This window comes from Capnocytophaga sp. H4358, from assembly GCF_002302515.1.
Lineage (GTDB): Bacteria > Bacteroidota > Bacteroidia > Flavobacteriales > Flavobacteriaceae > Capnocytophaga > Capnocytophaga canis.
In genome coordinates, this window is sequence record NZ_CP022380.1 from 311870 (window position 1) to 334098 (window position 22229).

General features: G+C 35.9%; 17 protein-coding genes and 1 tRNA gene. 8 read left to right on the plus strand and 10 right to left on the minus strand.

Going from position 1 to position 22229, the window contains the following annotated elements:
- The first annotated feature begins 59 nt into the window (after positions 1 to 59).
- Positions 60 to 539: an Lrp/AsnC family transcriptional regulator gene (locus tag CGC49_RS01325; RefSeq protein ID WP_042008552.1), complete on the plus strand. Its 480-nt coding sequence runs from the start codon at positions 60 to 62 to the stop codon at positions 537 to 539.
- 129 nt (positions 540 to 668) lie between these two features.
- Here CGC49_RS01325 and ilvA read toward each other — a convergent pair whose 3' ends face one another.
- The 6 genes from ilvA to ilvD all read right to left on the minus strand — a co-directional run bounded on the left by ilvA (position 669) and on the right by ilvD (position 8759).
- Positions 669 to 1928, minus strand: a complete 1260-nt coding sequence (gene ilvA, locus CGC49_RS01330; protein ID WP_013996708.1) for a threonine ammonia-lyase IlvA — start codon at positions 1926 to 1928, stop codon at positions 669 to 671.
- A 184-nt stretch (positions 1929 to 2112) separates the two neighbouring features.
- Positions 2113 to 3582, minus strand: coding sequence for a ketol-acid reductoisomerase (gene ilvC, locus CGC49_RS01335; protein WP_095911682.1), 1470 nt, complete (start codon positions 3580 to 3582; stop codon positions 2113 to 2115).
- 155 nt (positions 3583 to 3737) lie between these two features.
- The gene (gene ilvN, locus CGC49_RS01340) at positions 3738 to 4277 is read right to left on the minus strand and encodes an acetolactate synthase small subunit (RefSeq protein WP_013996713.1); all 540 of its coding nucleotides are present in this window, start codon (positions 4275 to 4277) and stop codon (positions 3738 to 3740) included.
- A gap of 66 nt (positions 4278 to 4343) precedes the next feature.
- Positions 4344 to 6026: a biosynthetic-type acetolactate synthase large subunit gene (gene ilvB, locus CGC49_RS01345; RefSeq protein ID WP_095911683.1), complete on the minus strand. Its 1683-nt coding sequence runs from the start codon at positions 6024 to 6026 to the stop codon at positions 4344 to 4346.
- A 25-nt stretch (positions 6027 to 6051) separates the two neighbouring features.
- Positions 6052 to 7059: a YhcG family protein gene (locus CGC49_RS01350; protein ID WP_095911684.1), complete on the minus strand. Its 1008-nt coding sequence runs from the start codon at positions 7057 to 7059 to the stop codon at positions 6052 to 6054.
- Between the two features lie 17 nt (positions 7060 to 7076).
- Complete coding sequence (ilvD, locus tag CGC49_RS01355) at positions 7077 to 8759, minus strand: dihydroxy-acid dehydratase (protein WP_095911685.1); 1683 nt, start codon at positions 8757 to 8759, stop codon at positions 7077 to 7079.
- A 369-nt stretch (positions 8760 to 9128) separates the two neighbouring features.
- Here ilvD and CGC49_RS01360 point away from each other — a divergent pair, with 369 nt between their 5' ends.
- The 3 genes from CGC49_RS01360 (at position 9129) to murB (ending at position 13653) form a co-directional block, all read left to right on the plus strand.
- Positions 9129 to 10064 (plus strand): DUF368 domain-containing protein, encoded by a 936-nt coding sequence (locus CGC49_RS01360; protein WP_095911686.1) that lies wholly within the window; start codon positions 9129 to 9131, stop codon positions 10062 to 10064.
- A gap of 173 nt (positions 10065 to 10237) precedes the next feature.
- Entirely contained in the window at positions 10238 to 12631 is a 2394-nt protein-coding gene (locus CGC49_RS01365; RefSeq protein ID WP_095911687.1) for an RND family transporter, read from the plus strand.
- Between the two features lie 11 nt (positions 12632 to 12642).
- The gene (gene murB / locus CGC49_RS01370) at positions 12643 to 13653 is read left to right on the plus strand and encodes a UDP-N-acetylmuramate dehydrogenase (protein WP_095911688.1); all 1011 of its coding nucleotides are present in this window, start codon (positions 12643 to 12645) and stop codon (positions 13651 to 13653) included.
- 43 nt (positions 13654 to 13696) lie between these two features.
- On the opposite strand, the gene CGC49_RS01375 is transcribed toward murB, so the two are convergent.
- The gene (locus CGC49_RS01375; protein ID WP_042006216.1) at positions 13697 to 14665 is read right to left on the minus strand and encodes a polyprenyl synthetase family protein; all 969 of its coding nucleotides are present in this window, start codon (positions 14663 to 14665) and stop codon (positions 13697 to 13699) included.
- Between the two features lie 575 nt (positions 14666 to 15240).
- On the opposite strand from CGC49_RS01375, the gene CGC49_RS01380 reads away from it, so the two are divergent.
- On the plus strand, positions 15241 to 17442 hold the full coding sequence (locus tag CGC49_RS01380; RefSeq protein ID WP_042006218.1) for a bifunctional (p)ppGpp synthetase/guanosine-3',5'-bis(diphosphate) 3'-pyrophosphohydrolase: 2202 nt from the start codon (positions 15241 to 15243) through the stop codon (positions 17440 to 17442).
- Positions 17443 to 17491: 49 nt separating this feature from the next.
- A tRNA-Pro gene (locus tag CGC49_RS01385) sits at positions 17492 to 17564 on the plus strand.
- 25 nt (positions 17565 to 17589) lie between these two features.
- Here the strand turns inward: CGC49_RS01385 and creD are convergent.
- The 3 genes from creD to CGC49_RS01400 all read right to left on the minus strand — a co-directional run bounded on the left by creD (position 17590) and on the right by CGC49_RS01400 (position 20054).
- Positions 17590 to 18969 carry a cell envelope integrity protein CreD gene (gene creD, locus CGC49_RS01390; protein ID WP_095911689.1) on the minus strand — a complete coding sequence of 460 codons (1380 nt, stop codon included), beginning with the start codon at positions 18967 to 18969 and terminating at the stop codon, positions 17590 to 17592.
- A 77-nt stretch (positions 18970 to 19046) separates the two neighbouring features.
- Positions 19047 to 19349 carry a transcriptional regulator gene (locus CGC49_RS01395; RefSeq protein ID WP_042006222.1) on the minus strand — a complete coding sequence of 101 codons (303 nt, stop codon included), beginning with the start codon at positions 19347 to 19349 and terminating at the stop codon, positions 19047 to 19049.
- An 81-nt stretch (positions 19350 to 19430) separates the two neighbouring features.
- Positions 19431 to 20054 (minus strand): hypothetical protein, encoded by a 624-nt coding sequence (locus CGC49_RS01400; protein ID WP_042006224.1) that lies wholly within the window; start codon positions 20052 to 20054, stop codon positions 19431 to 19433.
- Positions 20055 to 20198: 144 nt separating this feature from the next.
- On the opposite strand from CGC49_RS01400, the gene CGC49_RS01405 reads away from it, so the two are divergent.
- Positions 20199 to 20618: a hypothetical protein gene (locus CGC49_RS01405; RefSeq protein WP_095911690.1), complete on the plus strand. Its 420-nt coding sequence runs from the start codon at positions 20199 to 20201 to the stop codon at positions 20616 to 20618.
- A 211-nt stretch (positions 20619 to 20829) separates the two neighbouring features.
- The gene (locus CGC49_RS01410) at positions 20830 to 22074 is read left to right on the plus strand and encodes an alginate export family protein (protein ID WP_095911691.1); all 1245 of its coding nucleotides are present in this window, start codon (positions 20830 to 20832) and stop codon (positions 22072 to 22074) included.
- Positions 22075 to 22229 lie beyond the last annotated feature (155 nt).

The following is a 22229-nucleotide window of genomic DNA, read 5'->3' on the forward strand; positions in this document are numbered from 1 at the left end:
TATTTTGAGAATATGAAAAAAAATATTTATTTTGCGGATGAAATTAATTTATAATACAAATGGGCAGATTTAAGTTAGATGAAATAGACCACCAAATTTTAGATATGTTAATTGAAAATACGCGAACTCCTTTCACTGATATCGCTAAAAAGTTAGATATCTCCGCAGGAACAGTTCACGTACGTGTACGTAAAATGGAGGAAACAGGACTCATTAAAGGCTCTACTTTAACTGTTGATTATGATAGACTTGGGTATACGTTTGTCTCCTACATCGGTATTTATCTGGAAAAAAATCATCAAACACAATTCGTCTTGGAACGATTGGAAAAAATACCTTATGTAACCGTAGCTCACGTAACCACCGGAAAATACAACCTTTTTTGTAAGATTCGCACCAGAGATCCAAAACACACCAAAGAAGTTATCTATATGATTGATGAAATTGAAGGTGTAGCTCGTACTGAGAGCATGATTTCCTTGGAGGAAGTTATCAACGACAAGAGACGTTTAATGCATGCAGTATTTAAAGAACTATAAAATTTGAAATCAAAAATCCTTTTGTTATTAACTTCAAAAGGTTATTTATAAAATCCCCGAATTTTGCTACAAAAATCAAAATTCGGGGATTTTAAGTTTAACAACGCTAAATATACTTATTAAACTATATCACACTAAAAACTGAAATAAATCGGGTTTGTTGTTTAGGTAATCCCCATAGAAGTTGCGCTGTTTCATCCGGTCGATAAGTGGTTGGAGGTCAGCTTCATTTTTGAGTTCGATGCCTACTACGGCAGGTCCGTTTTCGCGATTGTGCTTTTTGGAGTATTCAAAATAGGTAATATCATCTGTTTTTCCGAGGATTTCAACCACAAATTCTTTCAATGCACCGGCACGTTGCGGAAATCGAACGATGAAATAATGCTTTAAATTGGCATAAAGCAAGGCGCGTTCCTTAATTTCTGCCGTTCGAGTGATGTCATTATTGCTTCCGCTGATAACACAAACCACTTTTTTACCCTTAATTTTTTCTTTATAGAAATCCAGAGCGGAAATTGATAACGCCCCAGCAGGTTCCACCACAATAGCATCGCGGTTGTACAAATCCAAGATGGTTTGACATACTTTCCCCTCGGGTACAAGTACAACATCATCTAAAAATCGATTACAGATTTCAAAATTTAAACTGCCCACTTTCTTTACCGAAGCACCATCTACAAACTTGTCGATTTCAGTGAGTTCCACAGGTTTTCCTGCTTTCAACGCTTCTTTCATTGAGGGGGCACCTAAGGGTTCAACTCCAATGATTTTCGTTTGTGGAGAAAGCGTTTTAAATACGGAAGAAAGCCCTGCTGAAAGTCCACCACCACCTATAGGAACAAACACATAATCAATCGGTTCGTTAGCTTGGTCGAGAATTTCTAGCCCAATAGTGGCTTGTCCTTCAATGACTTTTTCATCGTCAAAAGGAGGGACGAACGTTTTTGCGTTTTCTGTTGCAAATTTTATTGCGGCATTGTTGGAATCATCAAAAGTGTCGCCTTCCAAAACTATGGTAACATTCTCTCCTCCAAACATTTGTACTTGTTCAATTTTTTGTTGTGGAGTAGTTACAGGCATATAAATATCACCTTTGATATTTAATATTTGGCAAGAAAGTGCCACACCTTGTGCGTGATTTCCGGCACTCGCACAGACGATTCCTTGTTGTTTGTCTTGCTCGGAAAGGGAGCTGATTTTGTTGTACGCTCCTCGTATTTTATAGGAACGAACCTGCTGTAAATCTTCTCTTTTAAAATAAATTTCAGCTCCGAATAAATTGCTTAATCGCACACTTTTTGAAAGCGGTGTGGTATTTATCACAGATTTTATCCGTAGCATTGCTTTTTGTACTTCTTGAACTTGTGGTATGTATGTTGTTACTTCCATATATTTCCTTAATTTTCCTAGGTTATTTTGTTTTTCTCTGATGAAACATTTATCTTTTTCTCGGTATAATTGTTCTTATGATTGACGTATTTATAGTTCTGAATTTTTGGTGTAACGTACTATTTTTTTATTGTTATGTTTCAAGACAAAAGTATAAATATGAAAATAAATGATTAAATTTAAACTATTTTATTCGCTTCATATCAGTCATATAAGCCCTTAAATGTGCTCCAATTACTTCAATGGGGTGTGAGGCTATGGATTTGTTCACTTGAATTAAATCAATATTGTCGATTTGGTTTGAGGCAGTGAAATGACGTCCGATTACATTGCTTTCTAGTCCATCGATGTAGGTAGCAATGAGCGGTCGGCATTCGTGGTCAAACAGATAGCAGCCGTATTCGGCGGTGTCGGAAATAGTTTTATTCATTTCGTATAATTTTTTACGAGCTATAGTGTTGGCAATCAGCGGCAATTCGTGTAGTGATTCATAATATGCTGATTCGGCTTTTATGCCTGATTCGGTCATCACTTCAAAAGCCAACTCCACCCCTGATTTCACTATCGCTACCAATAATGTTCCGTAGTCAAAATAGATTTGCTCTTCAATAGCTTCGGTAGTGGTAGGAGTTTTCTCAAAATCGGTTTCAGCCGTAGCGGAACGCCACGTAAGCAAGTTTTTATCGTCGTTTACCCAATCTTCCATCATCGTTTTTGAAAAATGTCCGCTTAAAATATTGTCCATATGTTTTTCAAAGAGCGGACGCATCATCTTTTTCAAATCTTCGGAAATGGCAAATGCTCTTATTTTGGCAGGATTCGATAGGCGATTCATCATATTAGTAATTCCGCCGTGTTTTAAGGCTTCGGTAATGGATTCCCAACCGTATTGAATGAGTTTGGCAGCGTATTCAGGGGCAACTCCTTCGCGTTTCATCTTATTGAAAGCCAATATCGAACCTGTTTGTAAAAGTCCGCACAGAATGGTTTGTTCGCCCATCAAATCCGATTTTACTTCTGCTACAAATGACGAACGTAGTACTCCGGCAGTGTCGCTTCCCAAAGCTGCTGCGTAGGCTTTTGCCCATTCAAAACCTTTATTCTCAGGATCGTTTTCGGGGTGAACGGCAATCAAAGTCGGTACACCAAATCCACGTTTGTATTCCTCACGCACTTCCGAACCTGGCGATTTTGGAGCTACCATAATCACGGTAATATCTTTACGGATTTCGATACCCTCCTCCACGATGTTGAATCCGTGTGAGTAGGATAAAGTCGCTCCTTGCTTCATCAAAGGCATAATCTTGTTAATCACCGAAGTATGTTGCTTGTCGGGGGTTAAGTTACACACCAAGTCTGCCGTAGGAACAAGCTCTTCAAAAGTGCCTACTTGAAAGCCGTTAGCGATGGTATTGGTGTACGAAGGGCGTTTTTCAGCGATGGCACATTCACGCAAAGCGTAGGAAACATTCAAACCCGAATCACGCATATTCAACCCTTGATTAAGCCCTTGGGCTCCTGCTCCCACGATAACAATTTTTTTTCCTTTTAAGGCTTCAACTCCTTGACTGAAATCGCTTCTCTGTAATAATTCGCAAACGCCTAATTGTGCTAATTTTTCTCTGAAATTTAAGGTATTAAAATAATTTTTCATTGTTTTTTCCGATTTAATTTAAAGATTTATATGGATTGTGTTCTTAAAAATATGATGATAACTTTTGGTGTCAAACCGAATAAAATCAAAGTTCTTGGAATTAAAGATTTGATTTTACTCAACTTGAAAAAACTGTTTTCTTACATCATACTCTACTATTTTTGGTTATCTACCTCATATTTGTTGAGCAAGGGCGATACTTTCATTTCCGATTTTGAAATAGCAATTCGTGCCGAGCCTGAAAATTGCATAATTCCGTAAGGTTTCAGCTCCTGATAAAGTGCTGCGATGGACTCTCGTGAGCCTGTTTTTGAAATTACATAAAAATGTTTATAAACAGCAACAATATTAGCGTTATATCGCTGAATTATAGCTTGAATGGGAGTTTCTTCATCAAAAAGGGAAGCCGTTGGCATTTTGAAAAGTGAATTTTCAAGGGAAATGATTTCTTCATCGGTATGATAAAATACTTTGATGATTTCTATCTGTTTTTCAATCTGTTGAACCAAATGTTCTACCCATTTTTGAGTGGTATGAGTCACAATAATCATCCGAAATACATTGTCAATTTCCGATGCCGACACATTGATGCTTTCCATATCAATATGTCTTCTTAGGAAAATCCCCGTCACTCTGTTGAGTAGCCCAAGCTGATTTTCCGAATATATGGTGATGGTGTATGTTTTTTGTTCCATATTTACAATTTTACGTTTGAGGTTTTAAAGTTTCAGGTTCAAGGTTTTATTGTCATTGAACTTCTTTTATTTCAGTCTCACTTCCGAAACTGAAGCTCCTGTGGGTACCATCGGGAAAACGTTGTTTTCTTTCTCGACACGAACTTCCAAGAAATAAGCCTTGTCGGAATTGAGCATTTCTTTAACAGCTTCTTCCAAATCGCTACGTTTTGTAACCAATCGCGACTGAATATGATACCCTTCTGCAATTTTAATAAAATCAGGATTTATCATTTCGGTGGAAGCATATCGGCGGTCAAAAAATAGTTCTTGCCACTGACGAACCATTCCTAAAAATTCGTTGTTTAAAACTACAATTTTCACAGGAATTTGCGACTGAAAAATCGTTCCCAATTCTTGAATGGTCATTTGAAAACCACCATCGCCAATTACTGCAACCACTTGTTTTTCAGGAACTCCTATTTTTGCCCCGATGGCTGCCGGTAGGGCAAATCCCATTGTGCCTAATCCTCCCGAAGTGATTTTACTGCGTGAATTTTTAAATTTCGCATAACGACAAGCCATCATCTGATGTTGCCCCACATCGGAGACGATAACTGCTTCGTGATTAGAACATTTATTTATCAATTCTAAAACTTCCCCCATTGTTAGCCCTTCTTTTTCAGGATATAATTCGTTTTTAATAACGGAATCATATTCTTCTTTGTCGTATTTTTTGAACTCCTCTCGCCACGTTGTATGTTTTTTCTGTTCTACTAACGGAAGTATTTTCTGTAAAGCCTCTTTTACATTGCCCAATATGGCGACATCAACCTTTACGTTTTTGTTGATTTCCGCAGGGTCAATGTCAAAATGCAACACCTTTGCTTGTTTGGCGTATCTGCTTAAATCGCCCGTTACGCGGTCATCAAAACGCATTCCCAAAGCAATGAGTACGTCACACGTATTGGTCATTACATTGGGTGCATAGTTGCCGTGCATACCTACCATTCCTACATAATTGGGGTGTTCGGTGGGCAATGCCGAAAGTCCTAAAATGGTCGCTGCTGCGGGGATATCGGTCTTTTCTAAAAAGGATTTTAGCTCGTTTTCAGCTTGACCTAAAATGATTCCTTGTCCGAAAACAACATAGGGTTTTTGTGCTTGATTGATGATTTGTGCGGCTTCAGCCAATTTTGAATCATCTATTTCAGGTACAGGATTATAGCTTCGCATTCGAGTACATTTCTTATAGTCGAACTGAGCAACTTGGTCGAACTGAGCACTTTTTACGATGTCGATAAGTACAGGTCCGGGTCTTCCCGAACGGGCAATGTAAAAGGCTTTGGCAATTGCTTCGGGTATTTCTTCTACTTCCGTGATTTGGAAATTCCATTTGGTTACGGGGGTAGAAATTCCGATGATATCTGTTTCCTGAAAGGCATCTGTTCCTAAGAGGTGCTTTGCTACCTGACCTGTGATGCACACCAACGGCGTGGAATCGATTTGGGCATCGGCAATTCCTGTGATGATGTTGGTTGCTCCGGGTCCTGATGTGGCAAAAACCACACCTACTTTTCCGGTAGCTCTTGCGTAGCCTTGTGCAGCGTGAATAGCTCCTTGCTCGTGGCGAGTGAGGATGTGTTTCAAATGATTTTGGTATTTGTAAAGTTCGTCATAAACGGGCATTATCGCCCCGCCGGGGTAACCGAAAGCTAAATCGACCCCTTCGGCTAACAAACATTTGATTAAAACTTCTGCTCCTGTCATCATATTTTATGTTTTGATTTTGATACTATTTTGCGTTTTTCTGCTCAAAAAACCATTTTTGCTGTGTTATTTCTCTGACTAATTCCTCTTCTGTAGGCAAGTAATGTACATATTTTGTGGCAAATAATTGCGAATTTTGATTCAAAATAGAGTATCTTGCCACCACACCATCGGTTTCCGTACAAAGCAAAAGCCCTATGGTGGGGTTATCGTTTTCTTGTCTTTTCAAATCGTCATACATTCTGACGTACATATCCAATTGACCAATATCCTGATGCGTTAATTTATTGGTTTTCAATTCTACAATAACAAAACATTTCAGAATATAATTATAAAATACCAAATCGATATAAAAATCAGAAGTTTCGGTTTTTATATGTTGCTGACGAGCTACGAAAGCAAAACCTTTACCGAGTTCTAACATAAATTCTTGTAAATCATCAATCAAGGCTTTTTCTAACTCCATTTCAGTGTAACTTTTTCCTATAGGAAGTTTTAAAAATTCCAACACCGTTGGACTCTTTATAAATTCCTCAAATTGAAGAAGTTTTGTGTTGTTTTGCATTTCTTCTTGTACTTCCAATTTATTATCACTTGCTAATAATCTATCATAGTATAAGGTAGAAATGTTTCTGTCAAAGGTTCGCACAGTCCACATATTTTCGGCAGCTTCGGTCAGATAGTACATTCGTGCTTTTTCATTAGAAACTTTTAAAACTCGTTGAAAATGAGACCAACTCAATTTGGCGAACAGTGTTCGCCATTTTTCAATTTCAGGAAAAGTCAAATAAAATTGGCGTATTTCTCTCAAAGTTCTGTAACTGTATCCTTTCCCAAACTCATTGGTCAACGCTATGGATAAAGTTTGTAATACTTCTTTTCCGTATTCAGCTCGGTTTTCGCCATTTTGTTCTTCTTCTACAATTCGTCTGCCAATTAGCCAATAGGCTTCAACCATTACCGAATTGATAGCCGTATAGGCACGTTGCCTCGCTTGTGATAGAATATTTTTTATTTCGGCAATATAAGTCATTGTTTTACAGATATGATTTAAAATTCATCGGTAACACAACCTTGTGAGGCGGAACTTACCGTACGAGCGTATTTGTAAAGCACCCCTCGTTTGGCAGTATCTTTTAGTGGTTTGAGGCTGAAATTGGCTCGTCTTTGAGCTAATTCTTCTTCGGTGAGATGTACATCAATAGTGTTTTTTACAGCATCAATGGTAATCAAATCACCATCTTGTACCAATGCAATATTGCCACCGTTTTGTGCTTCGGGCGAAATGTGCCCAACTACAAATCCGTGCGAACCTCCCGAAAATCGACCATCGGTGATGAGTGCTACTTTTTTGCCCAAACCTGCTCCCATAATGGCAGAAGTCGGTTTTAACATTTCAGGCATTCCCGGACCTCCTTTCGGACCTTCATAGCGAATGACCACAACTGTTCCTTCAGTGACTTCGCCTTTGGCAATTCCTTCATTGGCAAGAAATTCACCTTCATAAACTTTGGCTTTTCCGGTGAACGAAAGTCCTTCTTTACCCGTAATTTTTGCTACAGCTCCTTCGGTGGCTAAATTTCCATAGAGAATACGAATATGTCCCGTTTCTTTGATTGGCTTTTCTAACGGATATATAATATTTTGGTTTTCAGAAAGTGATGGTACATCTGCAAGATTTTCAGCTATTGTTTTACCTGTAACTGTAAGGCAATCACCGTGAAGTAATCCTTTTTCGAGTAAATATTTCATCACAGCAGGGATTCCGCCAATGTGGTGTAAATCTTCCATAACGTACTTTCCGCTTGGTTTAAGGTCTGCGATAAAAGGTGTGGAATCGCTCAACTTGGCAAAATCATCAATAGTCATCGGGATTTGAGCTGCTTTTGCAATGGCTAAAAAGTGCAATACGGCATTGGTAGAGCCTCCCAAGGCAACCACCAATCGGAAAGCATTTTCGATGGATTTTCGCGTGACGATATCGCGAGGTTTGATGTCGTTTTCTTGCAGATAACGCAACGCTTTACCCACTTTGAGGCATTCTTGTCTTTTGGCATCACCTGAGGCAGGAGTTGAAGAGTTGTAAGGCAAACTCATTCCCAATGCTTCAATAGCCGATGCCATTGTATTGGCTGTGTACATTCCGCCACAAGCTCCTTCGCCCGGACAGGCTTTGTGTATTACTTCCTTATATTCTTTTTCATCAATAGTTCCTGCTACTTTTTGTCCCCACGCCTCGAAAGCGGAAACTACATCGAGTTTTTTCCCATTATGGCAACCTGCGGCAATTGTTCCGCCATACACCAAAATTGAAGGTCGATTCAGTCTGAGCATTGCCATTAAAGCTCCCGGCATATTTTTGTCGCACCCTACCACTGTAACGAGTGCATCGTAACACATTGCTTGAATTACCGTTTCGATAGAATCAGCGATAATATCTCTCGAAACTAAAGAGTAACGCATTCCGTAAGTACCCATTGAGATTCCGTCTGAAACTCCTATGGTGTTGAAAATCAATCCCACAGAACCCGATTGCTGTACGCCCCCCTTAATTTTCAAAGCTAAATCATTTAGATGCATATTACAAGGATTTCCCTCGTAACCCGTACTTGCGATGCCTACTAAAGGTTTTTTTAGGTCGTCATCGGTCAGCCCCAAAGCGTGTAGCATTGCTTGTGCTGCAGGTTGCGTATCGTCTTGTGTAACTTGTTTGCTGTATTTATTTAATTCCATATTTTGATGATGATTTCTGAATCAAATTTTAAAAATAAAAAAACCTGCATCTAATTTCTGATGCAGGTTTTCTGTGTTTTACATATACGAAGCCTCGCATCAATAGGTGTTATTGATGATAATAATAAGGCTAATAATTATACTGTTATGATACATTTATTAATTAATTCGGTTGCAAACGTAATACTTTCTGCAAAAAAAAACAAATTTTTTATGTTTTTTCTTGTTTAAAAATTGGATTCCTACTCTAATTTCATTTTTAGAATTTTCATTTAGCTTCTATGATATAGTCCATTAAAAAGTTTTTCCGTTCCTACTGTTTACTTTTTTAAATATTTACGTACCTTTGTAGGCTAATTGTTTAAACAAATGCGAAGAACTTTTTTAGATTATATGCTAATTTCCCTAAAAGGAATGGCTATGGGAGCTGCGGATGTAGTTCCTGGTGTTTCAGGTGGAACAATCGCTTTTATATCAGGTATTTACGAAGAGCTGATTAGTTCTATCAACAATATAAATTTAGGAGCTTTCAAAGTCCTGAAAAACCATGGAGTTGTCAATTTTTGGAAACACATTAACGGTAATTTTTTCTTTTCACTACTTGTGGGGATAGGTATAAGTATTTTATCCTTAGCAAAAGGCGTAAAATGGTTATTAGAAAACCAACCGATTGCTGTATGGTCATTTTTCTTCGGATTAATGTTGGCAAGTATACTATTTTTGGCAAAGGACATTAAAAAATGGAATCTTGGAACGGTTTTATCAATGCTCTTTTTCGGAATTTTGGCTTATTTAATTACCATTGTTCCACCTTTAGGAAGCAACGATGGACTGATTTACGTATTTTTTTCGGGAGCATTGGCAATCTGTGCGATGATTTTACCAGGTATTTCGGGAGCATTTATTTTAGTACTCTTAGGGTCGTATCATATCGTTTTGGGAGCCTTAAATGACTGGAATTTTAAGATTATAGGAGTTTTTGGCATAGGAGCAATCATTGGAATACTGAGTTTTTCAAAAGTATTGAAATGGCTTTTTGCGAATTACCGAAATACCACAATTGCGGGGCTCACAGGGGTTATCATTGGCTCACTGAATAAAATTTGGCCTTGGAAGGAGATTCTTCAAACTCGCATTGATTCGCATGGCAACGAAGTGCCTGTATGGGAAAAGAGTATTTTGCCTTCCACTTATGAAAGTATTTCAGGTGATTCACAATTTCTAACAGCTGTTGCATTGGCGTTGGCAGGATTTTTTATACTCTACGGACTTGAAAGGTGGGCGGTAAATTTGAAAAAGTCGTAATTAATAAGAAACTTCAACATATTACGTATTTACGAGACTCAAAAAACAAACATCATGAGCTCAATTGTAGAATAAAAACGCATCAAAACAATAAAATTGGAAAAAAATCATTTACCAAATAGACATTAATGATGCAATTAAGTTAAAGATAAACGAAATTAATAAAATAGAACATGATAAAATGGTTTAAAGCTGAATTTTGGACTACTGTTGCACGTCTGATTCTGAGAAATCGGATTGCGATACTCGTTGCTATTGCACTAATAACCCTTTTTTTAGCCTTGCAATGGAAAAACATTCGCTTTACATTTACGGAAGCGAATATGCTTCCTGACGGACATCCGATTAACCTAGAATATCATGAATTTCTATCAAAATTTGGTGAAGAAGGAAATCTTATTCTATTAGCTATTGAAAATAAAAATAGTTACACTCCCGAAATATTAAATCAATGGAAAGGTTTAGCCAATGAATTTAAACAATTTAAGGAAGTTGAAGCTGTGCTTTCCATAGGGAATTTACCAGTTTTAACAAAAGACGTAGCTACCGAAAGTTTTACTACGAAACCACTTATAGACGGCATAATAACCTCTCAAAATCAAGTAGATAGCATCAAACAATTACTTTCCGAAAAACTGCCTTTCTATAAAGGAATCGTCTACAATCCAGAAACAGAAACTTTACAAACGGCGTTGTATATGAACAAAAAAATCATAAACACGAAAGAACGTAAAGACTTCATTATAAACACCTTAATCCCTATTATAGAAAAATTTGAACAGCAAACGCAAATCAAAGTACGTACTTCAGGTATGCCCTACATACGAACACTTAGTGCTCAAAACATTATCGATGAAATTGGGTTATTTATCGGAATGGCGTTGCTTATTACATCATTTATTTTATTCCTTTTTTTCCGCTCTTATCGTGCTATGTTTATTTCGATGAGTGTAGTTTCTATTGGGGTTATGTGGTCATTCGGGTTGCTTGGTTTATTCAATTATGAAATTACGATTTTGACTGGACTTATTCCTCCTTTGGTAATCGTTATTGGAATTCCAAACTGTATATTCTTGATTAACAAATATCAACAGGAATTTAACAAACATGGAAACCAAGCCAAATCTCTCCAACGTGTCATCAGAAATGTAGGAAATGCGACCTTGCTTACTAACCTAACAACTTCCATCGGTTTTGCTACTTTTATTTTTACGGAAAGTAGTCTTTTACAGGAGTTCGGAACCATTGCTGCCATCAGCATCATGTCTATCTTTTTCATTTCGTTGTGCATTATACCTATCATATACAGCTTTATGAAAATTCCAAAAGAAAAACATTTGAAACACTTGCACCGCACTTGGATTCAGAAGTTTATACAACTGTTGGAACGAACCGTTAAGCACCACCGAATTGCAGTATTCTCTATTGCTGTAATGCTGCTAACACTAAGTATTATAGGGATTAATCAAATGAAAATATCGGGAAGTTTGATTGAAGATATGCCAAAATCAGCTCCTTTTTTCGATGATATTTTGTTTTTTGAAAAAGAATTTGGAGGCATCATGCCTTTGGAAATTACGGTAGATACCAAACAGAAAAATGGAGTAATGCGATTGCCTAACTTAAAAAAAATTGACGAGTTATGTAAATATATTGAGGATATTCCAGAAATTTCTAAACCTATTTCAATAGTTGATTTAGTGAAATATGCTAAACAAACCTACTACAACGGAAATCCAGAGTACTACGATTTACCAACCTCTCAGGAACAAAATTTCATAATGTCCTACGTCAGAAATTCAAAAGGTAACGGACAAATGCTAAGTTCCTATGTTGATTCCTTGGGGCAAACGGCTCGAATCACAACCTTCATGAAAGATATTGGTACGGACAAAATGCAACAAATAGAAGAAAATATCTACGCAAAAGCAAAAAAAATATTTCCAGAAGAAAAATATGAAGTGAAAGTCACTGGAAAAGCTTTTCTGTTTACTAAAGGAACTACCTATTTGGCAAAAAATCTTATTTATTCGTTAGGATTAGCTATTTTACTTATTGCACTGATCATGTCCTACATGTTCCGTTCGTTTAAAATGATACTCACTTCATTGGTTCCCAACCTATTACCACTATTGGTTACAGCAGGAATGATGGGTTATTTTGGCATACCTCTAAAACCCTCGACCATATTGGTTTTTAGTATTGTTTTCGGTATTTCAGTTGATGATACCATTCATTTTTTGGCAAAATATCGTCAGGAATTGGTTGCAAGAAACTGGAAAATCAGCAAATCCGTTTATGCGACTTTACGAGAAACAGGAGTAAGTATGTTCTACACCTCAGTGGTATTGTTTTTCGGGTTTTCGGTGTTTATGCTATCAAGTTTTGGCGGAACAAAAGCTCTCGGTGGATTGATTTCACTAACTCTTTTGTTCGCCATGCTAACCAATTTGTTATTACTACCGAGTTTATTGCTTTCGTTAGAAAGAACCATCGCAAATAAAGAAACTCTTATAGAGCCAAAAATTGATATTTTACCAGAAGAGGAGGAAGAAAATAAGGCATAAATACAATTCATATGATTATAGAACACCACGTATCTTTAAAACCGTTTAACACCTTTAGGATTGATGCTCAAGCCACTACCTTTGTGACCATACATTCGGAAAAAGGGCTTACAAAAGCACTTAACAATTACAAAAATCCTTTCATTTTTGGAGGAGGAAGTAACATGTTACTCACAAAAAACATTGAAAATCCAGTTTTTTGGATACAACTCAAAGGTATTTCTATTGAAAGGGAAACAGATGACCATGTGTGGATAACCGCAGCAGCAGGTGAAAATTGGCACGAGTTTGTACAATTTTGCTTGGAAAAAGGATACGGAGGTCTTGAAAATCTATCTCTCATACCTGGAAATGTAGGAGCTACTCCAATTCAAAATATAGGAGCGTATGGTGTTGAAATTAAAGATGTTATGGCATATTGCCAAGCCATAAATATCCACTCCATAACTCAAAAACAGTTTTCAAAAGATGAATGTAAATTTTCATATCGGGAATCTATTTTCAAGTGTGAAGAAAAAGGAAATTATATCATAACTTCGGTAACTTTTAAATTGACCAAAAAGAATCACATTTTACATACAGAATACGGAGCCATTCGTGAAATTTTGGAACAAAAAAATATTAAAAATCCACAACCGATAGACATCTCAAAAGCAGTCATCTCCATCAGAGAAAGTAAACTTCCTAATCCGAAAGAAATTGGCAATAGTGGTAGTTTTTTTAAAAATCCGATTGTATCCAAAATTCATTTCGAAAAATTACAGAAAATATACCCTCAGATGCCTCATTATGTTGTCAATGAAGAGTCTACAAAAATCCCTGCGGGTTGGCTCATAGAAACTTGCGGACTAAAAGGTTACCGAAGAGGTGATGTAGGTGTACACCAAAAACAGGCCTTAGTTTTGGTAAACTATGGTAATGCTACAGGACAAGAACTTGTTGAGTTATCAAAATTCATACAACAAACCGTATACAACAAGTTTCAGATTCATTTGGAAAGTGAAGTAAATATCATTCAGTAGGGCACAATGTTTTGATATCCCTACTGAATCTGTGTAATTTAAATTAAATTTTTCGATGCATCAAATCAAGCGCAAATTGCTTGATTTCATTTCGCTTATCTTGTTGAATATCTAATTTTTCGAGAGTTTGAATGGCTTGTTGGGTATAATATTCAATTTGAGTTTTTACGAAATCAGTGGTTTTTGTATCCGTAAATATTTTCTTTACTTTTTCAACCTTTTGAGGGGTTTCTTCCGTAGTATTATAAAGATTATATAATAAATTTCTTTGCTCATTATCAGCAAGTTCCAAAGCTTTCAAATAGAGCATTGTCTTCTTATTTTCTAAAATATCCCCACCAATTTTCTTTCCAAAAGAAGCGTCTCCAAAAGAATCTAAGTAATCATCTTGCAGTTGAAATGCCATCCCTAATTGAACCCCAAAATCATAAATCAATTGCTTATTTTCGTCTGTTGTTTTGGCAACTATAGCTCCCATCTGTAAAGCAGCTCCCACCAAAACAGCGGTTTTATATTTTATCATCAATAAATATTCTTCCACACTAACATCGTTACGTGTTTCAAAATCCATATCCCATTGTTGCCCTTCACAAACCTGCAAAGCTGTCTTGCTAAACAACTTAGCAAGTTGCTGAAAAACAATAGGTTCATAATTTTCAAAAAACTGATAAGCTATGATAAGCATAGCATCTCCTGAAAGAATAGCTGTATTTAAGTCCCATTTATGATGAACCGTTTGCTGTCCTCGCCTTAAAGGCGCCTTATCCATAACATCATCGTGAACTAATGAAAAATTATGAAAAACTTCTACTGCTAAAGCCGCATGGAGTGCCTTTTTATAATCTGTTTGAAAAATATCTGCCCCTAACAATGTTAAAATAGGACGTATACGTTTCCCTCCTAAACCTAAGATATAGTGCATCGGGGCATACAAATTTTCAGGTTCTTGCTTGGTGATATTTTCTTGCAAATGAGTTAAAAATACTTTTCTATAATTTTCAATTGACGACATATAATTTAATATGAATAAGGAACAAAATAACTACTTTAATTTGAAATATGCAAATTTGGCATACATCACGATAGACTAAACGTCAGTTTCTGAGTAAAAAAAATAGATATTTGTCTGCGAAATATATGACAGATTACACTCAAAGGTAATTAGTTTACTTGTAGATATGAACTTTTAAAACTACTGAAAATGAGCATATACGTAACAAACTGTGTTGTACGTAAAAGTGAAAAAAATTGACACTTAAATAAAATTAACTTGCTATTGCTTTTTATAGATATTCTTTAAATAAATTTATAATTATTGTAGGATTTTATTAATTATTTTTTATATTTGTGCTTTGAAGGTGTGTATTTTATACCAATATAAGAATATCATTCTGAACAAAATTCAACAAGGTATTAAAAATTAAATATTTATTTTTCAGACACATACAGATTCAGAAAGACACAAAAACTCGTATTTTTCCTAAAAATAAGTAATATACCTCTTTCTGAATTACTTAAATTTCACTGAAAAAAAGAAATATTTTTTAGATTTTTTAAGATAATTCACAAACAAAACATTTTGAGGCTATGGGATGGAATTTTGACTTGGAGGAAGAAAATAAAATAATAGCTCGGGAGTACAAAGAGCTATTAAGTATTAGTTATCAGACCCTTACGGAAGATGACAAAAAACTAATTCGATTAGCTTTCGACACGGCAGTAGATGCTCATAAAGAACAACGTCGCAAAAGTGGTGAGCCTTACATTCTACATCCGATTGCAGTAGCTAAAATTGTAGCTTCGCAAATTGGTTTGGATGCCGTTTCCATTGCTGCAGCTTTGTTACATGATGTAGTTGAAGATACCGACCACACTGTGGAAGATATGGAACGTCTTTTTGGCAAAACAGTAGCACATATCGTTGAAGGACTTACTAAAATTTCCAACCTAAGTAAAGAAAAAGATATATCATTACAGGCTGAAAATTTCAGAAAACTGCTTTTAACGATGAACGATGATGTGCGTGTAATTATCATCAAAATCGCTGATCGTCTGCATAATATGCAAACGATGGACTCAATGGCGGAACACAAACAAGCCAAAATAGCTTCTGAAACCTTGTACATTTATGCTCCATTAGCACATCGTATCGGGTTATACAACATTAAAACCGAATTGGAGGATTTGGGGCTAAAGTACACAGACCCTGAGTATTATTACAGCATACTCGGTAAGATGGAAGAATCGAAAGAAGAGCAAAAAAGCTATATAGAATCATTTACCCAAATCATTGAATCATCTTTAAACAGTCAAAAAATAGAATACCGTATCAAAGGTCGTCCGAAATCTATCTACTCAATTTACAAAAAGATGGAAAATCAAGGCGTTACCTTTGAAGAAATATATGATAAATTTGCCATACGTATCATTTATAAAAGCACTCCTGAGGAAGAGAAGTTTTTAGCATGGAAAATTTACTCTATTGTTACGGATCATTTTCGCCCCAATCCAACAAGGCTTCGCGATTGGATATCAGCACCAAAATCAACAGGTTATGAAGCATTGCATATTACCGTAATGGGGCCTAAAGGACGCTGGGTGGAGGTTCAAATACGCAGTGAGCGTATGCACGAAATTGCCGAAAAGGGATATGCTGCTCACTTCAAATATAAGCACGGAAACCAGGAAGAAGCAGGGATTGAAGTATGGCTTAATCGTTTGCAAGAAGTGTTGGAAAATAGTGAAGGTAATGCTGTGGATTTCGTTGAGGATTTCAAACTAAACCTCTATGCCAAAGAAATTTTTGTCTTTACCCCTAATGGAGAAATCAAATCCTTACCTAAAGGAGCTACACCGATTGACTTTGCATTTTACATCCATACGGGGGTAGGAATGAAAACTCGTGGGGCAAAGGTAAACAACAAACTCGTTCCCCTAAGCCATGTTCTGAAAAGCGGCGATCAAGTAGAAATCATCACCGCTGAAAATGCCAAACCAAACAAAAACTGGCTGAACTATGCAACTACAGCTAAGGCTCGAAGCAAAATCAAATCAGCTCTCAAAGAAGAGGTTAAAACGGTAGCCGCCGAAGGACGGGAACTGTTGCAACGCAAATTGAAACAATTGAAAGTAAGCCTTACAGAAGATGTTGTAAACGACTTAGTTAGCCATTTCAAAACCAAAACAAGTTTGGATATTTTTTACCAAGTTGGTACGGGAGAAATCACAAACCAGATGCTTAGAGATTTTGCTTCAAAACGTTCGTCATTCTTCAACTTTTTCAAAAGCAAAATCACCAGTAAAAAGAATGTGGTGGAAGAGGTGGAAAGTTCAAATGAACACTACGATAGCATTGTTTTTGGCAAAGAAGAGGAATCTTTGGACTATACGTTTGCTAAATGTTGTAACCCTATTTCTGGGGATCCTATTTTTGGGTTTATTACTATCAATGAGGGAGTTAAGGTACATAAAAAAAACTGTCCGAATGCTATTTCAATGCAGTCAAACTATGCTTACCGTATCATGGTTGCCAAATGGGTAAAATCAGCCGAACAAGAATTTAAAGTCGCTATCCGAATTAGCGGTTTAGATCGTGATGGGTTGGTAGCTGATATTTCACAAACCATTGGAAGTAATAAATTTGTAAAAATGACAAACATAAACATAGACACAGAGGGAAATATGTTCAACGGAAAGCTATCAATTACAGTGAACAATAACGCTACTCTAAAGCAATTGATGTTAGATTTGAAACATATCAAAGGTATTGATAAAGTAAACAGGTTATAGGAAAGATTAGGAATTTAAATAAAAAATAGTATATTTGCAACCGAAAAATCGGGGTGTGGCGCAGTTGGTAGCGTACACGTATGGGGTGCGTGTGGTCGCTGGTTCGAGTCCAGTCACCCCGACTTTCTTCATTGCATTATAACTCTCTTACCATTCTATTTTCCTCGAAACGTACATCACGATAGCGAGAATTGCAAACAAGCCAATGCTTCCCACTAAAAGTGCGTAGTTCTCCAATTGAATAATCACATAAATAAATCCATATACAGCTGATAGTGAGCATCCTATAAAAAATGGAAACTTTCTGTTTTTCAATATGGATACCGAGTATAAGCTAATGAGTAAAATAACCATTAATGATGCAATAAGATACGCTTTTGAAAAGCTACTATGCTCTGTAATCGAAATCAAAAGTGTATAAAACATGATCAAAGCTAATCCTATCATCGTATACTGAAAAATATGAATTTTTACTTTACTAATGGTTTGTATCAAAAAGAAAATTAAAAATGTAAGTCCTATAACCAAAAATCCATACTTACTAGCCCTTTCATTTTGCTGATATTCATCCACAGGGATTACAAAATCTACATCGAAAGTGTATTTTTCAATACTTGGTAACACACCAAAAGATTGTTGAGCAAAAGGACGATTGATATGTAACACTTTCCAATCAGCTGAAAATCCGCTATTTGTAATTTCTTTTTGATACGGCAAGAAATTGCCTTTAAAACTCGGATCTTTCCAATTCGATTTAACTGTACTTTCTGTAATTTTTCCAATCGGGACGATACTAATGCTTGAACTTCCATCATATTTTATCGAAAAATTAAAATTACCATTATCAAAATGCTCTTTTAGGTTAAAAAAAGATGTTTCTAATGAAGATACTACGAAATAAGTTCCTGTATGACCGTTATACTCATCATATTGAGCATAATTGGAAGAACTTTCTTCATAAATAGGCTCGAAAGAATACGATTTCCCTGATAAATTGATGGAAACACCATTTTTTATGCTTGATAAATTGGTTGTTCGAATCAAAATAGTAGCTTTATCCCAGTGAATATCTTCTTCAGGGATATTTTTTGACGAGAAATCTGGTTTTACATACTTCCCTTCGAATTCCATTTCAGCTGTGAACACCACCGACTCATAATTATTACGCTTTTTAGTTTCGGTCATCACGTTCGAAATATTTTTTAATGTCTCAGGAAAAAAGTACGCTACATTTTGTTGGGCTTTTCGCTCTATAACAGTTGTCCCTAATTTTTTGTCATAAACGGTATTTTTCTCGTAGGAAGTGTAAGGAACCTTTAAAATAGGCCCATAGAAAAACACTTTCTCCCCCCATTTTGAATTGATTTCACCTATGACTTCCTCCTGTCGGTATTTGCGTTCTCTAACTAAACTTTTTACTAATTCTAACGGAATTAGCAATACCAAAATTAAAATTCCGACCATGACCATTCGAGCGGTACTTGATTGCAACAATGTTGCGATAAATGATTTTTGATTTGATTCCATAACGTTTATTTTTATATTAATAATAAATTTAAAAGTTCTTTGAATTTCAAAGTTTAAAATTAAAAAAATAGAACTCACTAATTTTCAGTCCCTTTTATAATTTTTTCCAAGGCTAGTATATGGCTTTGGAAAGCCTTTCGTCCTTTTTCTGTTGCTTTGTAGGTAGTATTGGTTTTACGACCGATAAAACGTTTCTCTACAACGATATACTCCTCGTTTTCAAGGGATTTTGTATGACTTGCTAAATTTCCATCTGTGACGTCAAGTAATTCCTTTAAGGTATTGAAATCAGCACTTTCATTGACCATAAGTATTGACATAATCCCCAATCGTGTGCGATTATCGAATGCTTTATTTATATGTTGTAAAAGTTCCTTCAATTTTTAATTTTTATTTCCTTTAAAACAGATGTTCATCAGTATAAAATGGTAATTTTGGTACAGGTTTTAAGAAAGAGAAAACTACTCCACCCTACCCCTATCATATTTAAAATACATTAACAAACCGTAAAAAATATGACATACTCCAAAACCAATCACCCAAAAGAGCAATCCATAGCCTGAAAATTGTACAGCCAACAAGCCCAAAATAACTTCAGTTATTCCCAAATAACGAACATCCCCAAAGGTATATCTACTGACATTCACACAAGCTAAACCATAGAAGATCAAAGTCATAGGTGCTAATAATCCATAATATTCATTCTTTAGTAGCAAGAAAATCAGTATCCCTCCTGTAAGCATTGGAATGGCAAAATTCCAAAAAGCACGTTTCGAAGTGGCGTTGATTAAAGTTTCTCCCCTACGTCTTGCTTTGCGTTGTGATAATATATAAGCCGTTACTAATGAGAGTATCAATACAGTTGCTGCAACTCCTAAAATAGCCTTAAACGTTTTACTTTCTAAGATAACAAATTGATTATAAGCATAATGTTTTTCAAGCAAAAGATGAACAACATAGGCTCCAATGAGCGCATACACTCCAGCTAACACCCCAGAAAGTCCACTCAATGACAGAAATTGAGTAGATTTTCGCATCATTTGTTTAATATGCTGTAAATCTTCTAAATAGCTTTTATCTTCCATTTTTAAAGTTCTTTGAAATGCAAAGTAACAACAAAAAAAGGAAATAACAAAACTTTCTCGCATATTTTTTGTAAATTTGACCTCCGATATTCGTACGTAAACGTTTTTTAAATAAAGATAAAGTTGCAATAATTTGACATACTTATGAAAACAATTCAGTATACTATAATTGTATTATTAATCTCACTATCAACATCTTGCAAAAATAAAATCACTGAGAAGGAATTGGTGCTACTCAAAGGGTATTGGGAAATTGAAAAGGTTATCTTAGCTGACAAATCTGTAAAAATATACGAAATAAATACAACCTACGATTATATCGACTTGAAGGATAACAGCGGATTTCGTAAAAAGGTTTATCCACAACTTTTTGGTAAGTACCAAACGAGTGAGGATGCCGAATTTTTCTCAATCGTCAAAAAAGGTAATACTTGGGAGATGAATTATACCTCCAAAGACAATAAATGGGTAGAAACCTTGGAGTCGCTATCGGAAAAATCATTTACGGTGAAAAATACAGCGGGAATTGAATACTTCTACAAAAAAGTGGAAAGACAGGAATAATCTATCAAAAAATTATTTTATATCCTCAGAAATGATAAATATCATATTTATACGCAAAAAACAAACAATTTATTGTGATAAACGTAATTTTTAAGATTTATTTTTTCATTTTATAAAAAATAGTGTGTATATTTGTGCTGTCTCTATAAGAGATTAAAAAATCTCTTATATAAGATGTAAAAGTTACTTAAACAAACTAATACCATTGCAAATGAAAAAACATTTCTTAACAACGTTATTATTCCTTGTGGGATTTAGTACTTTGGTCGCACAAGATTTCTCTGTTGACGCTAATTTCAGAACTCGATCTGAATATCGGCACGGTCAGGGAAGGCTTTTTCAAAAAGAAGAGAAACCTGCTTTTTTTGTAAACCAACGAGCTCGATTGGGGACTTCCTATCAAAACGAGTGGTTAGAACTTCGCTTGACAGCACAGCAAATTTTTACTTGGGGCGATGCACAACAACCTCAAGCAGAATTAAAAAATCATTTAGGTTTTTTTGAAGCTTGGGCAAAAATGCAAATTGATGAAGATTGGAATGTGAAATTAGGTCGACAAGTCATTTCGTATGATGATGAGCGGATCTTAGGAGGATTGGATTGGTCTCAATATGGTCGTTTCCATGATGCAGCAGTCGTTTCGTATAAAAATTTTCTAAACGTTGGGTTGGCATTCAACCAAGAAGGACAACCTAACGTAGGAAACGCTTATGCCATTGGAAACACTTCAAAAAACACATACAAAACGATGCAGTTTTTAAGAGCCAACAAAAAATGGCAAGACAATTCACTTAGCTTTTTGTTTATCAACAATGGATTTCAAGACTTTGACTCATCAGGAAAACAAGATGGTGTGTCGAACATGCAAACCACTGGTTTTTACGGTATTTTCCCGATATCAAGCCTAATGTTGGAAGCAAGTGCTTATTACCAATTTGGAAAATTTCAAAAAACAAGCGTTTCGGCATATCAACTTCGGGCTGAGTTAATTTATAAGACACAGGAGTTTACCGCAGGATTGGGAATGGAAATGCTTAGCGGTAGAGACTATGATGACACTTCTGCTAAAATCAAAAGTTTCAATCCTCTGTACGGAACGGCTCACAAGTTCAACGGGCATATGGATTTTTACTACTTAGGTCAAAATTTACAGGGAACCACAGGACTCAACGATATCTATGCTAAAGCCATTGTTAAATTCAATGAGAAATCAAATTTGCTATTCATGCCGCATATTTTTATGAGCAATGCAAAACGTGCTGATAACAAAAGCTATCTCGGAACCGAGTTAGACTTTATGTTCACACAGCAATTCCGCAAAGATGTTGGCTTAAACATTGGATACTCACATCATTTGCCTTCTGATGCCATAAAAACGCCCATAACTCACGATATGCAAAATTGGTTCTGGGTGCAATTGAACATAAAACCAACCTTATTCACTACCAAACAGTAAGATACTCTTTCTTACAAAAAAACTTGTAATATTCCGCTTGATTATTGAGAATCAAGCGGTTTTTTTATGAGTACTTTCAAAATTATTCATCGAATAATATCATTTAGATTACAAATTACAGGTGCAACATCAATAAAGATTTTTTGAGTTCCTCA